A 13,817-nucleotide genomic window follows, 5' to 3' on the forward strand; every position below is an offset into this window, starting at 1 on the left:
GCCACCTGGCTCCTTTCCAAGTGGCTCCATTAACCTTGCTACATATTTGATTTTCTTCGATTTATTCTTTGGAAAAAGAGCCTAAACGTCATTATGAAGAATAAAGTATTGACTCAACTTTTAGGCTGAAAAGTTATAATTTACACCCAAAATATTTATATATTTCATGAGTTAACAGGCACAGGAGGATTCATCGGGAATTTCAAGCAATCGTTTACCTCACCTTATTCTGCTGTCTATATTCGCTCGGCAGCATGCCTGTCTGCTCTCGAAAAGTTCTGCTGAAATATTTCTCATCCTCGTATCCGGTTTGCTTGGCAATCCAGACAATTGGCCTGGACGTCTGCTCCAGATATTCCCGCGCTTTATCGATTCGTACCTTGCGCAGATATTCATTGAAGGAATAGCCTACGATTTCTTTGAAACATTGATAGAAGTAGCTTCGGCTCAAATTGACCCGCTTCGCTACATCGATGGCGAATAACGGAGTATCAAGTTCGTCGTGTACGATCTTGACCGCGTTCATAATGCTGCCGCTCACTTCCGGGCTCAGCTGCAGGCTGCCTGACAGCGTTATCCCCATTTCCCTGAAATGTTTCAGCCAGTCCACCACCTCCCGCCAGCACGTAAATGTGTCAGGCATCTTGATCTCATCAGGTTGTATCGCTCTAAATAGCCGGTTCCAGTCAACCATAAAACCGTAGATCCATTGCATTAATTTGGAGACAGGTATACGCAGTTCTTTGAATCGGCTACAAAGCTTATCAAAAGCCTCGTCGTCATGGACCCATGTGAAGGCATGCAGTAATTCCTTCACAGTCTCCGTCTCTTCTTCTCCCGGTTCAGGTTGTTCCACCAGCAGGTCCATGACAGACTTCTCAATCGGATAGGGCTCATGGCCGTCGCAGTCGTAGAAAAAATCTCTTCTTCTGTAGGCGCGGATCCGTTGAAACAGATCGGAGGGAGATAAACCGGCAGTATGCCGCAGCCGTACCAAATGCCATCCGGTGCTTCCCACTCCGTTTGGAAGCGGCGGCAACGGGGCATCTTCATAGGGACTTTGAGGCTGAACCTCCCTGGTAAGATCGGTCAACCACAACAGAATAGAGCCTTCCGTTTCGGCTATCCAGCCCAAGGATACGCAATCCGCAACCATTCTGCTTGTTAATGGCTCATCCGGATACGTCAATAGCGCATAGGCCGTTTCGCAAGAATTAACTTCTACGATCGAATCCGCCTCGTTCTTGTGCTTCTGCTTCTCTGCCATAATGCGCGAGTGAATGCGCTGAAATACTTCTTCGAACTGTTCTTTTTCAAGCTCTACCTTGGCAATGTAATCAATGGCGCCCAGGCGCAGCGCTTCCTGGATGTATTCAAAATCCTGATGAAGCGTCAGCACGGCGATCGCGATATCCGGATATAACTTGCGTACAATCCGAATTAATTCGATGCCCGACATCACGGGCATGGCCAGATCGGTCATTAACAGATCTACCCGATTCGCCTTCAGAAAATCAAGCGCCTTCTCCCCGTTGGCAGCTTCGCCTACAACTCTCATTCCGAACGATTCCCAAGGCAAAAAGGACATCAGTCCCTTACGTACAAGCTTGTCGTCGTCTACGATGAGAACATGGATCATTTTGTTGATTTCCCCTCCCCGATTTGTATCGAAATGATGATGCGGGTACCTTTGCCAAGCTCGCTTGTTACCGAAAGACTCGCTTTCCCTTCGTAATGAAAGGCTAACATTCGTTTGACATAATTCAGCCCGATTCCCATTCCCACTCGATGGTGCTCGGTCTGTTCCTGCTCAAGCAATGCCTCAATCGTTTCCTCAGAGATCCCCCCACCGTTATCCCGAATTTCGATCTCAAGTCTGTCATTCTTTCTAACCACCACCTCGATTCTGCCGTTGTCATCCAGCCCGTGATAGAGTGAATTTTCAACCAACGGCTGCAGAATGAATCTGGGAACCGTCACTTCGAGCAATGCGTCGTCCACGTAAATTTTGACATCGAACTGAAAATTGTATCGAATTTGCTGGAGAATGAGATATTGTTTCAGTGAATCAATCTCATCCCTGATCGTCGCGACACTGTTGCCTTTGCGGAGATTGTAGTAGAGCAGTTTGTTCAACGAAGTGACAAGCCTGTCGATCTCCTCCTGACCGTTCATAACGGCAAGCCAGTGAGCAGTATCCAGCGTGTTCATCAAGAAATGCGGATTGATCTGATACTGAAGCTTCTCAATCTCCAGATCCGCTCTGCGCTTCTCCTTGGCCTTGATTTCAGAATACAGCTGCGTAATCTGAACCTTCATATGTTGAAATTGGTTTAACAACATCTCGAATTCCGGTATGCTCGATTGCGTGGCTGCCGCATTAAAATTGCTGCCCGCAATCGATTTGATCTCCTTATGGAAGCGCGACAGCGGCCGGTACACCATTTTCCATAGAAGCCAGCCAATCGTCAGACTGACTACGGCGAACAGCAGCGCCAGCCCCAGCATCTGCATCATCCAGCGGTTCTTCTCGCGGTTGTAGTCGGATTTCGCAATAAGCGAGACCACGCTCCAGCCCTGATTGCTGACTTGTCGATACCAATAATAGTCGGACGTAATACCTGTTACCAGGGATGGCGATAGTGTGTCCGAAAAAAATGAATTTTCAGGGAAGATATCTTGAAGTTCGCTGTAAGAAATTCTTCCGTTGTTGTCCAGAATTAAATGATTGGTATGCTTGCTGACTTCATCCAAATCAAGAATCTCTGCGTCAGCTTGAAACCGGACTCAATGTAGACATAGGCATCCTCCCTCTCCGGCAAATCCACCTTTCGCAACGCGGAAAGCACATATTGATTGTTGAATCGGTCTTGACTGATATGCGGTCCAAAATAGGTGATGCCATAATACTCAGCGAGGATTGGAAGATTATCGATATGGAATGCCTGCTTCATGCCGGTATTCTCAAAAAGAGTGGTCTGATCGTCGCGTAAATAATACAACGTTAATCCTACATTGGGATTAGTGAACGTGATGAGATTCAGCTGACTTTTGATCTCGTCCGTCAGATAACTCCGGTCATATGGCTGCTTCGCTGTCAAAAACTTTTCAAGCTGCCTACCGACATTCCCCTTGAAGGTCAGTTGTTGGGAAACGTGGTTCAGATTGTTCAGCGTGTTCTCAAGCGACAATCTGACCTGCTTTAAATTGCTTTGAATGCCGGATTGCAGCTTCGTATTCAGAATGGATGTAATGGTGTTGTAGGAAAGATAACAGGTGCAGATGAACGGGATCAATGTTGCTGCGGCGAACAGTAAAAGAATTCTATTTTTCAAGGTCAATCGCTTCAGGCCGGATCTCCAATCCTTTTCCGGTTCCATCGTTTCACCCCCATCCATACTTTCTCAGTAAGAATGACTGCAGATTCGAGTGCTCTCCTGGGTCCTGCTCCATTTTATTGGGTCTTCCAATTGAACTAGACTCCTCCTCTCTTTGAATGGTATTGCTTATGACGTGCATAAACAGAAACAGGTGAAAAAATCTTTCTAGAATATAACACAAATAAAAATGATTATTGAGCAAAGATTTCAATAAATCAGATGCCTAAGCTGTTATCTTTCCAATGAAAAAATCACGGGTAGACAAATGTCTTCTCCTTAGTAGGTGAAATGTCCAACCATCCGGAACAGCCGTAAATTTTTGTACAAATGACCCCCTCATTTAGAAACCACCTTCTATCCTTGAAGGCGGTTTCATTGTGTTACAGTTAAATGGTCCATAAGGATAGTTATTCCATTCAATCTGGTAGAAGGGGTGTAATTATGAAAAACAAGTCAAAACCGTTAGCGCTTTTACTGGCCTGCTTTCTCGTGCTAGGTGCTTGCAGCAATACAACTAATAACACGCCGGCTGCACCGGAGAAAAGCGCGGAGTCAAGCGAACCCGCTGATCCATTTGGCCGCTACGAAGAGCCTGTCCAGATCAGCATCAGTATTGAAATCGATCCCACCGATAATGAGCTGCCGCCTGGCGACACGCCGCTGGACAATCAATACACTCGTCAGATTAAGGAAGCGCTTAATGTGGACGTCGATCATCAATTTGCTGCCGCCGGCCAGAATCTTCGCCAGAGAATTAGTCTCGCTATTGCAAGTAACGATTTGCCGGATGCTATGGTCGTTAATGCCGTTGAGCTGCGCCAATTGGTCGAAGCCGACCAGATTGCCGATTTAACGGAGGTGTATGAGCGATATGCATCCCCGGATATAAAGAGCATCATTGAAAACACCAACGGTGCTGCCTTGGATGCAGTAACCTTCGATGGCAAAATCATGGCCCTTCCGGGTGTTCAAGCCAATGCCGATGGCATTCACCTCTTGTGGATCCGGCAAGACTGGCTGGATAAGCTGAACCTTGAACCGCCAACCACGATGGCAGAACTTGAGGACGTCGCCCGTGCTTTCGTCGAAGATGATCCGGATGGCAACGGTAAGCGCGACACGATTGGGATTACCGGACCGGAGAGCGGCGGAAAGCTGTATGCGAACTTCCTTGAGTCGAAGAACAATTTGTACGGTTTTGACCCCATTTTCTCCGCGCATGACGCGTTCCCTGGATACTGGCTCGAGGGCGAGGATGGCAGCCCTGTGTACGGGTCGATCCTGCCGGAGACTCGCGAGGCGTTAGCTAATTTGAGAGATTTGTATTCCAAGGGACTTATTGATCCAGAGATGGGTGTTCGTAACAAAGCGGATGAACCCATTATCGCCGGAAAATCCGGAATGTTCTTTGCGCCTTGGTGGATGGCTTACGGTCCGCTAACCAATGCCGTAAAAAACGATCCCGAAGCCAACTGGCAAGCTTACGCCCTGCCTTTAAATCAAAATGGCGAATTTAGACCACATGCTGCCACGCCTTCAACTGAGTTTGTGGTGGTTCGGAAAAATTACGAGCATCCGGAAGTTCCTATGAAATTACTAAACAATTTGTTTAAAAACGAGCAGGAGAACACCTTTGACCCGAGCAAAGGCGGTCCTGGTTATTATCCGCTCCGCGTGGTGTACGCTCCATCCGATGAAATTGAATTTACGGTCAAAGCCCTCCGTGATGTGCTGGCAGGCAATAAAACCGCAGAGGATTTTGCGAATGACAAAGCCTACAAACTGCTGCCTTCGGACATCGCAAGTATCAAGACGATCAAAAAGGAGCCTTACGATTCTATGGATATATCAACATGGAACCCAGAAGCGAATTGGGGAGCATGGACTCGAGCGTACTTCATCATGGTGGGCGGCAGGCCGCTGGTTGATACCGAGTTTGAGGCCGTGTCCAGTCTTCTGTATGAGCAAACGCCACTAATGGAGAGCCGTTGGGTGAATCTGCGCAAGTTAGAGGATGAGACCTTTCTGCGCATCATCATGGGTGCGGCTCCATTAGAGACATTCGACACCTTCGTCGAAAACTGGAAGCGTCAAGGCGGCGACCAGATTACCCAAGAGGTTAAGGATGCGCTTGCGCAGTAATCATCTTAAGGCTTCATAACGAATCATATAGCCAGAGCTTGAGGCACCTGTCAGGAGCTCTGGAACACTCGATGCAGGATGCGGGGAAAGGAGTGCTGTCATGCGAATGAAAGGCTTCGCCAAACATTATTATCTGATGCTGATTCCGGGATTTCTATGGCTGTTCGTCTTCAGCATCGTTCCGATGTTCGGCATCATCATTTCGTTCCAATATTTTAATCCAGGCAAAGGAATACTGGGCTCGGATTGGGCGGGGCTTGAACACTTCAAGTATATGTTTTTGCTGAAGGATACACAGGAAGTCTTCAGCAATACGCTAGTCATCGCGTCCATGAAGATTGTCGCCAACCTGATTGCGCCCCTGCTGTTTGCACTGATGCTCAATGAGCTGCGTCTAATGATTCTCAGGCGCTGGATTCAGACCATTGTCTATCTGCCTCACTTTTTATCCTGGGTTATTCTGGGGGGCATTGTACTCGATCTGTTCTCCTATAACGGACCCGTTAATCAACTGACAGCTTTGTTCGGATTCCAGCCCAAACTGTTCTTTGCCGATGCCCAGCTGTTTCCGTTCCTCGTAGTCGGCAGTGACGTTTGGAAGGAATTCGGTTTTGGTACCATTATCTATCTTGCTGCGCTTACCGGAATCAACCCGGCACTGTACGAGGCTGCTAACATCGATGGCGCAGGACGCTGGAGAAGTCTCTGGCATATCACGCTGCCCGGGATCCGCACGACAGCCGTATTGCTTACGGTACTTAGCTTGGGTAATGTGCTTAACGCGGGCTTCGACCAAATCTTCAATCTGTATAACCCGCTCGTCTATTCGACAGGTGATATTATTGACACCTGGGTCTATCGTACAGGTTTGCTCAACCTGCAATACGAACTTGCGACCGCCGTCGGCCTGCTGAAGTCCGTTGTAGGCTTCCTGCTGATATCCGTCTCGTATTATCTGGCTTACCGTTTTGTTAACTATCGCATATTCTAAGGATTCATCCTGATGCAAAGCTATACAAACGCATCCCATTCCAACTAGAGTAGGAGGTGCTGACCGTGGTCAGAGATCGGACGTTCGGCAACCGCGTGACGGATATTATACTGATTGTTGTCCTGATAGGCATAACTTTGTCTTGCATCCTGCCGATCTGGTACACGCTCTCCCTTTCGCTTAGCTCCAACTCAGCCGCTGCGGCCGGCAAGGTCTGGCTATGGCCGGTCGATTTCAATCTTAACGCATATGCCCAGATTCTCAATGACAATCAGTTCTTCCGGTCCTTCTGGATCTCGACCCAGCGAGTGCTGCTGGGGGTTACGCTCAACTTTATCATGGTTGTGCTCATGTCTTATCCGCTCTCGCGGACAGCGAAAGAGCTCAAGGGGCGCAATGTGTTCATGTGGATTCTCATTTTCACGATGTTATTCAACGGCGGCCTGATCCCGCTTTATCTGACGGTCAAAGAGCTCAACATGCTGAACAGCATCTGGGCACTTGTCCTGGTCGGCGGTGCGCAGACCCTCGTCTTCAACGTCATCCTCACGATGAACTTCTTTCGCAACCTGCCCAAGGAGCTGGATGAAGCCGCCCTGGTCGACGGCGCGGGACCATGGTACATCCTGTTCAAGATCTACATCCCGCTGGCCGTGCCGGTGCTGGCGACCGTCTCGCTGTTCAGTATCGTGTATCACTGGAATGAATTTTTGTACGGTCTGATCTTCATGTCCCGTGAACAATTCTATCCACTCCAGACGTATATCCAGCAGCTTGTCGTCTCGGTCGATCCATCGACGATGTCTGAGGACCAGTACCGCCGCTTGTCGGAGTTGTCCAACCGGACACTCGATGCCGCCAAGATCTTCATCGCGATGCTGCCCGTCCTCATCGTCTATCCGTTCCTCCAGCGCTTCTTCATTCACGGGATTACACTGGGTTCGGTTAAAGAGTAGCTTACCCACCCAGGACAACAGATTATAGAGATCTATGCCATTCTCTTTACGTTTTATAGTAAAACATACTGAAAATAGGGGCCGTTCCACATGATCTTAGATCTTGAGAAACGGCCCCTTTTTGCGGCTATGATGCGCCGGGTAGACAATTCATTCCCGTATAATCGCTTCGGTTATTGGAAACGGAGTCCTCCCATCCATCATTGGTGCTGACTGTACATAAAGGATCGACGGATTTGGTCAAATATGCGGTCTCGATTTGCTCGGCATCCTTGTCCAGCCAAATCTTATTAAGCATTTGCTTTCGATTCATTTATCGCTTCGTGTCAGTTAACGAGCATCGGACGAAGAAAATCAGGGTCCGGCAGAGCTTTTTTATCGACTTTCCCGTTAGGGGTGAGCGGCAAGCTTTCCACTTGTACTACAAGAGAGGGCAGGAAATATTCAGGTAAATTTCGGGCTAAATACGCCATCACTTCCGTTTCGGACAACACCTGTTTCGCAACAAAATACGCGCATATTATCGGATTTCCACTTCTGTCGGCTTTGATGGCTACCGCGGCTTTCGAGATTCCATTGTGTTCCAATAGCCGAGTCTCGATTTCTCCCGGTTCCACTCGATACCCTCGGATCTTCACTTGATCGTCGATTCGCCCGATCATTTCGATATTGCCATCCGGCAGCCACATGGCCAAATCCCCCGTTCGATATAACCGTTCCCCAAGGAGCGGATGTTCCACAAACTTGGCTTCTGTCAATTCCAGCCGGTTCACATACCCCCGTGCGATACCGTCTCCTCCGACGCAAAGCTCTCCCACTACTCCGATCGGCTGAAGATTTAACTGTTTATCAAGAATATAAGCGGAGGAATTGCATATTGGTCTGCCAATTGGAATGGCGGATTCGAATTCACGTTCGATCGGGAAATAAGTGGAGAACGTCGTGTTTTCCGTCGGACCGTACATATTGATCATCCGCAGATCAGGGCACCTCTTCCTTACGGCATTTACGTACTTCGGCGATAACGCTTCTCCGCCGATTAGCAAGGTGTCTACCGTACGAAAGATGCCCGGATCCAGTTCGGCCAGATTATGGAACTGAGCCGTAGTCAGGAACCAAGCCGTAATAAAGTGGTCGATGATGGTTTCCTTCAATTTGCGAATGTCAAATGAGTCCGTGTCATTCATCAAATACAAGGTAGATCCGTTCAAAAGGGATCCCCAAATTTCAAAGGTCGACGCATCGGATGCAATTTTACCGGTTTGCAAAATTCGATGCTCCTTGGAAAAGTTGAAATAATTGGTATTCTTGACCAGGCTTACGATGTTGCGATGCTCAACCATGACCCCTGTCGGTGTCCCCGTTGATCCGGAAGTATAGATGATATACGCTAAACTTTGCGAGGTTACAGCAGATATCGTATGGGAACCGTTGTCGAGGTTTTGCTGCGCGTTGTCCCAATAAATTACTTTTCCTTTAAATGCAATGTCAGGCTTCCAACTGGAAGGGGCCAGCAAAAATCCCGCCTGACTGTCCTCGAGCATATATTCGATTCTTTCACGCGGAGAATCGGCTTCGATGAGCATATATGCGCCGCCCGCTTTCAATATGGCTGTAAGCCCGACAATCATGCTGACAGACCGGTCCGCGATAATGCCAACGACGCTCTCCGGCCTAACGCCGTGACACTGCAGTGCTTTTGCAAGCTGATTCGCGTGTTCGTTCAATTCCCGATAGGACATCCGATGCTCCTCGGTCATGACCGCCGGGCGATCGGGGTTTAAGCGCACCTGCTCCTCAAACAAGTAATGGACCGTTTGGCCGGAAGGATAGTCCGTCTTAGTTCTGCTGAAAGCCTGAATCTGTCTCTCCTCTACTTCCGACATCATGCGTATGTCGGCAATCGCATTCTCGGGGAAATCAAACACTTCATGCACAATTCGGCTCAAATGGCCGCCCATCTGCTCGATCGTTTCTTTTCTGTACAACCGGGCCGAATATTCAATGTGCATCATGATAGATTCCTTCTTAAAAGCCGTCAAAGCAAGCTCAAACGTCCCCAACTGATCGGATTCATCTGGAGTGGTATTGGCACTTTGCCAAGTAAAGGCCGCTTTGATGAACGGATTGCCGTTCAGATTCTTTCGCATATTCCGATCCTCGAGTGCTTGCATCGTGGTATGCTTGACCTCTAACAGAAACTTACCTAATGGCTTATGTACAGTAGGAGAGTAACGTATAGGAAACATCTGTCTTTCCAACAGATACCCGATTACAGGATCATCCTCGCCGGTATATTTGGCAAGCAGAATCGCATAACAAGCCATAAGTGCCATATCCACAGTTATTCCGAAATTGAACGCCAGTTCATGGAGTTTTCGGGTCGTTGCAAAATCAAGGGAAAAACTAACCCGGTTTCTTTCATCGTTGGTCCATCCCCCTCCTGGCAATTCCTCAATTGTTACTTCACTTGTCGTTTGTTCCATGACCATCTACCTCCCGGATTATCGATTCATTAATGTCTGATTGTTAACGAACAGAAAAATCCTCTTAGCATTCTGTAATGAAATAGCGTCCCCCTTCAACACCAGACTAGTTTTTTTGTTATAGCGAAGCTGCCGTTGTTTTTTGGAACGTCAAAAAAACCCCTTTCATCAATTCAAAATAATGAATAAAACGGAGGTTTCCCGTTGTATTCGGCAACTGGCTGGCATTGCGGTTGCAGTAGGTCCCGCATTAGCCCCTATAGCTTTGCGTCGCCACCTTTCGGTGGGTTTGCTATTGTCGTACAAAAATAGTATTTAATTTGTAAACCATGATTATATTATGTATTCGATTTACATTTACTGTATCTTGTTTCCAATTGAAAATCGATAGGTCTTTTGTTCAATATTGTGTTTCAAGAATGGTTTTGATGATATTGATAACCATCATATAACTCTAGGTCGCGATAGTTAATTTTTACTAATTTTATCTGTGCACCGTTTTCACTAAACTTCACCTAACTATGTATTATCACTATTTTTAACAGAAGACAGGGATACGTTATTACTAATAAAATCGATTAAGAACAGAGGCTTACACACGTTTTTTGTCCCTCGGCATAATTCCACAAATTACGCCATTACCCTAATAGAATCGGTATTCATTGTCCTAAATCCCTGTGTATTCTTCTGTTGTTACTTGGATATTGGACGATGGTTAATCAAGACAATAGTTCTATTTTTCAATGTCGAACCTATATCCATTGCCCTAATTACGACAACGGAAATCATTAGAGTCAATAACTTTTGTCGCTTGTCCTCCGGGACTAAAATACCGTTTTATAACTAATAAGGACAACTCCCATCCGACGCGAAAACTTCCATAATTTCAACTCGTTTGGTAATTCCATTCTTCAAGTTCGCTGTCTAATGGATCACTGGGATCACTGGACAATAAAGCAAAGAGCCGTTGTCCAGGACAACGGCCTCATATTGCTATCTGTCATGAACAGTTTTAAAAAGGTCCGGTTATTTTCACCTTGATTTTATTAGATTCAACGGTTACCCCGTTTAATGTAATACGGATCGACAACTCGGCTTGCCCCGGTTGCTTGGCGATAATCTTTCCTTTTGGGTCGATCTCCGCCTTATCCGGACGGCTGCTCACATACTCAATGTGAGCGCCGGATAACTCCTTAGTCTTTCTTCCTCTCTCAAGAAAGACTTCGTAGGAATAACGGACTTCATCTCCAGGGTGAAGCTGGAGCGATTCGGCCTCAAGCTGCACTTTGTCTAGTTGTACGACTAAATTAGGGTCGCTGTACTTCATCAGCTCGCTGCCGTATTTGAAATACAAGTTGCCAAAGTCGTCCTGTGCCAGCTTTTCCGCATTGCTTTCCAACAAGATGGAAAGTGCTTTGCTTGCTGCATCGATTTTGAAGAGCTTGCTCGTGTACGTACGGTCGGCAACATATCCCGTAAAAATAGTCCCATACACGTTGCCGTCGGTTCCAACGGTCAAGCGGGGATTGCTGTGCGTATAATCCGCGGCTGGAAACAGGTCGTTGCTGTAAATAACTTCTCGGCGCTCCGGATCATAAATGAACAGAGCCCCTAATGCCATTCCCCAAACGTTACCGTCCGGCCCCCATATCAAAGACGTTACTGCTTTTTTCCCCGGAACAGGCACCTGTTCCAGTTCTACCCGGCCGGATGCTGTATCGTATATGGCAAGCTTTCCCTCTCCGCCGGTCATGGCGCCTGTGCCCATGAAGAGCTTTCCATTTTTGTAAAGCAGCGAATTGATCGAATGGCCAGCAATGATGTCCCGTTTCACATCAAACTTCCCGGTATCCGGGTTGTACACGGTTAGAGCACCGCCTGTTTTGCCTGCAATTGGATAGGAACCGATGTATAGCAGGTTTTCTTCCTCAACCCCGAGCATTGCTACAGGCCGGTCTTGCTCCAAACCCAACTGACCAAGCCGCAGCGGGTTATTCGGTACCGAAGGATCCGTCCGGTTCCAAGGTTTGGCCGGATCGTATTCAAAGATGGTCGCTCTAGGATAAACGCCAAAATACATTTTTTCGTTCAAAGAGCCGAATCCCTCGACTTGGCCGATTTGAGGATAGTGTTTGGTTTCGTTGCGGGTCGGCGAGTAGATCCCCATGCCCCCGCCGGAGATGAAGCCGGCAGACAAGATCTGCCCGTCTATGCTCTTCCCGATGTTAAACAATTCTACGAATTGTGGCGGGAACGGGAGCTCAGGCGTCTCAATCATACCGGTTTCCAGATTGTAATAAAATGCCCTGCCGCTATTTCCGGCCAACCCGACCAAGGTCCAGCCCGGATATTTGGACTGATCCAGCTGTACATAACCAAAAGCGACGCCTGCTCCTTTGACATCCACACCCAGCGAGCCGTAAGCTCCCGTATTCACGTCGTATGAATAAAGGGACCACTGCTGCGCGCCTCCCGGAAGAGTCTCGTAATAGGTGTAGAATACCGTTTTGCCGTCAGGCGCTAACGGTGAGAATCCTCTGGCGTTATAGGCCGTATTTTTATTTACGATCCAGCTGGCAGCATCAGGATCATAGACGAACATAACGGGTCCCGGATCCACGCGTACGAATAATTTGCCCCCTGCATACTGGAGGTCATAAACCGAGGTCATGCCATTAAACTCAGGCGGATGAAGCGCGGTGGATGTTCCGCTTGCGAGATCGTATTTATAAAGCTTGGCGACATCGGCGCCCCCCACATAGATCGCTTGGTGATCGGAATCGTAAGCAAGGCTGCGGATATGCGACTCTTTCGATGATGACTTGAAGGATTTAAGAATTCGAGTCTGGTCGGAAGCGGGATCATATTCAAACAGCGTTTGGGAATATCCCGTTCCTCCATATACTTTGCCATCTTCCCCGGCTACAAGCGTCCAGATTACGGTATCGGTAGGTACCGGTTTGCCGATCACCCGCATTGTGTCCTCAGCAGGATCATATTGAAACAACGTCCCGTTCGGTGTACTGCCGATGTATACCTTTCCGTCGGATGCTGTCACAATCGCCCAAGCTGCCGATACGTTGCTACCGTCAAGTGCTACAAGCGGGTGTGTAGCCTTCACTTCTCTGGAAGCAACATCCATTACGATGAATTGTGCCGGATCACCCTGTGCGACCGTGAACAAAGCATCCTGGCCATTCTTGTCTTTACCGAAGGCTGCGGTCATCAGGGTTAGACTCGACGATTGCGGCCCCAAATTCGTTAAGTACGGTGAGGACGCATGCGTTTGCAATGCGACGCTGTCAACGAAATACCTGCCGGTTTGATCGCCATTAAAATTGAAGGCGACTTTGACCTCTGCAGCATTTTTAGGCGCCGCAGCAGCTACGCGTAAACTCTGCCATTTCTCAGAGGGTTCTCCGACCAGACCGCTGACTATGGAGACAAGCTTACCGTCTGCATCATAAAACCTGAGGTCGGCCTTGCCTCCCTTGCCTTCATCCGAAAGCACACTTGCCGTCATGACGACATTTCCGAATGGCTCGATCGCGTAGGCATCGCTCACCGCTCCGGAGCCTGCAGTTGGTAACAGGCGCTCCACTTGAAGACTTCGTTCCCCGTCCGCATATACGGACTCGCTTACGGTAAGGGCAGCTGCATCTTCTTCGGGCTGCCAGCCCGGCACGCGCCCATCTTGCTCCGGCTCCTCAAAGCTGCCATTGATCATAACGTTGGTCGAGTCAACATTTGCAGCATACGTTACCGGCATTGCCCACGCGAAACTTGCAAACATCATGATAAACGTTACGGCTGCGGCAACCCGACTCCTCCACTTGCTTCTCACTAAACTCTCTCCTTTGCG

General features: G+C 48.1%; 6 protein-coding genes, 1 pseudogene and 1 riboswitch. Of the genes and pseudogenes, 3 read left to right on the forward strand and 4 right to left on the reverse strand.

What is annotated here, in order from left to right; translation table 11 throughout:
- Positions 1-214: 214 nt before the first annotated feature.
- Together NSQ46_RS16370 and NSQ46_RS16375 are read right to left on the reverse strand one after the other, a co-directional pair.
- Positions 215-1,639, reverse strand: coding sequence for a response regulator (locus NSQ46_RS16370; protein ID WP_210094942.1), 1,425 nt, complete (start codon positions 1,637-1,639; stop codon positions 215-217).
- A pseudogene (locus NSQ46_RS16375) lies at positions 1,636-3,380 on the reverse strand (histidine kinase). The gene NSQ46_RS16370 and the pseudogene NSQ46_RS16375 overlap by 4 nt, the downstream one beginning before the upstream one ends.
- A 441-nt stretch (positions 3,381-3,821) precedes the next feature.
- Here NSQ46_RS16375 and NSQ46_RS16380 point away from each other — a divergent pair.
- From NSQ46_RS16380 to NSQ46_RS16390, 3 genes are all read left to right on the forward strand, one after another.
- Positions 3,822-5,522, forward strand: coding sequence for an extracellular solute-binding protein (locus NSQ46_RS16380; protein WP_342574026.1), 1,701 nt, complete (start codon positions 3,822-3,824; stop codon positions 5,520-5,522).
- A gap of 100 nt (positions 5,523-5,622) precedes the next feature.
- Positions 5,623-6,513, forward strand: coding sequence for an ABC transporter permease subunit (locus NSQ46_RS16385; RefSeq protein ID WP_007131906.1), 891 nt, complete (start codon positions 5,623-5,625; stop codon positions 6,511-6,513).
- A 65-nt stretch (positions 6,514-6,578) separates the two neighbouring features.
- Positions 6,579-7,469 (forward strand): carbohydrate ABC transporter permease, encoded by an 891-nt coding sequence (locus tag NSQ46_RS16390; protein ID WP_210094938.1) that lies wholly within the window; start codon positions 6,579-6,581, stop codon positions 7,467-7,469.
- Positions 7,470-7,795: 326 nt separating this feature from the next.
- Here the strand turns inward: NSQ46_RS16390 and NSQ46_RS16395 are convergent, their stop codons facing one another.
- Together NSQ46_RS16395 and NSQ46_RS16400 are read right to left on the reverse strand one after the other, a co-directional pair.
- Positions 7,796-9,955: an amino acid adenylation domain-containing protein gene (locus NSQ46_RS16395; protein WP_342574028.1), complete on the reverse strand. Its 2,160-nt coding sequence runs from the start codon at positions 9,953-9,955 to the stop codon at positions 7,796-7,798.
- 209 nt (positions 9,956-10,164) lie between these two features.
- Positions 10,165-10,259: riboswitch (cyclic di-GMP riboswitch) on the reverse strand.
- A 708-nt stretch (positions 10,260-10,967) separates the two neighbouring features.
- Entirely contained in the window at positions 10,968-13,799 is a 2,832-nt protein-coding gene (locus tag NSQ46_RS16400; protein WP_213614022.1) for a hypothetical protein, read from the reverse strand.
- Positions 13,800-13,817 lie beyond the last annotated feature (18 nt).

Source organism: Paenibacillus sp. FSL M8-0142 (assembly GCF_038597315.1).
Lineage (GTDB): Bacteria > Bacillota > Bacilli > Paenibacillales > Paenibacillaceae > Paenibacillus_AQ > Paenibacillus_AQ lactis.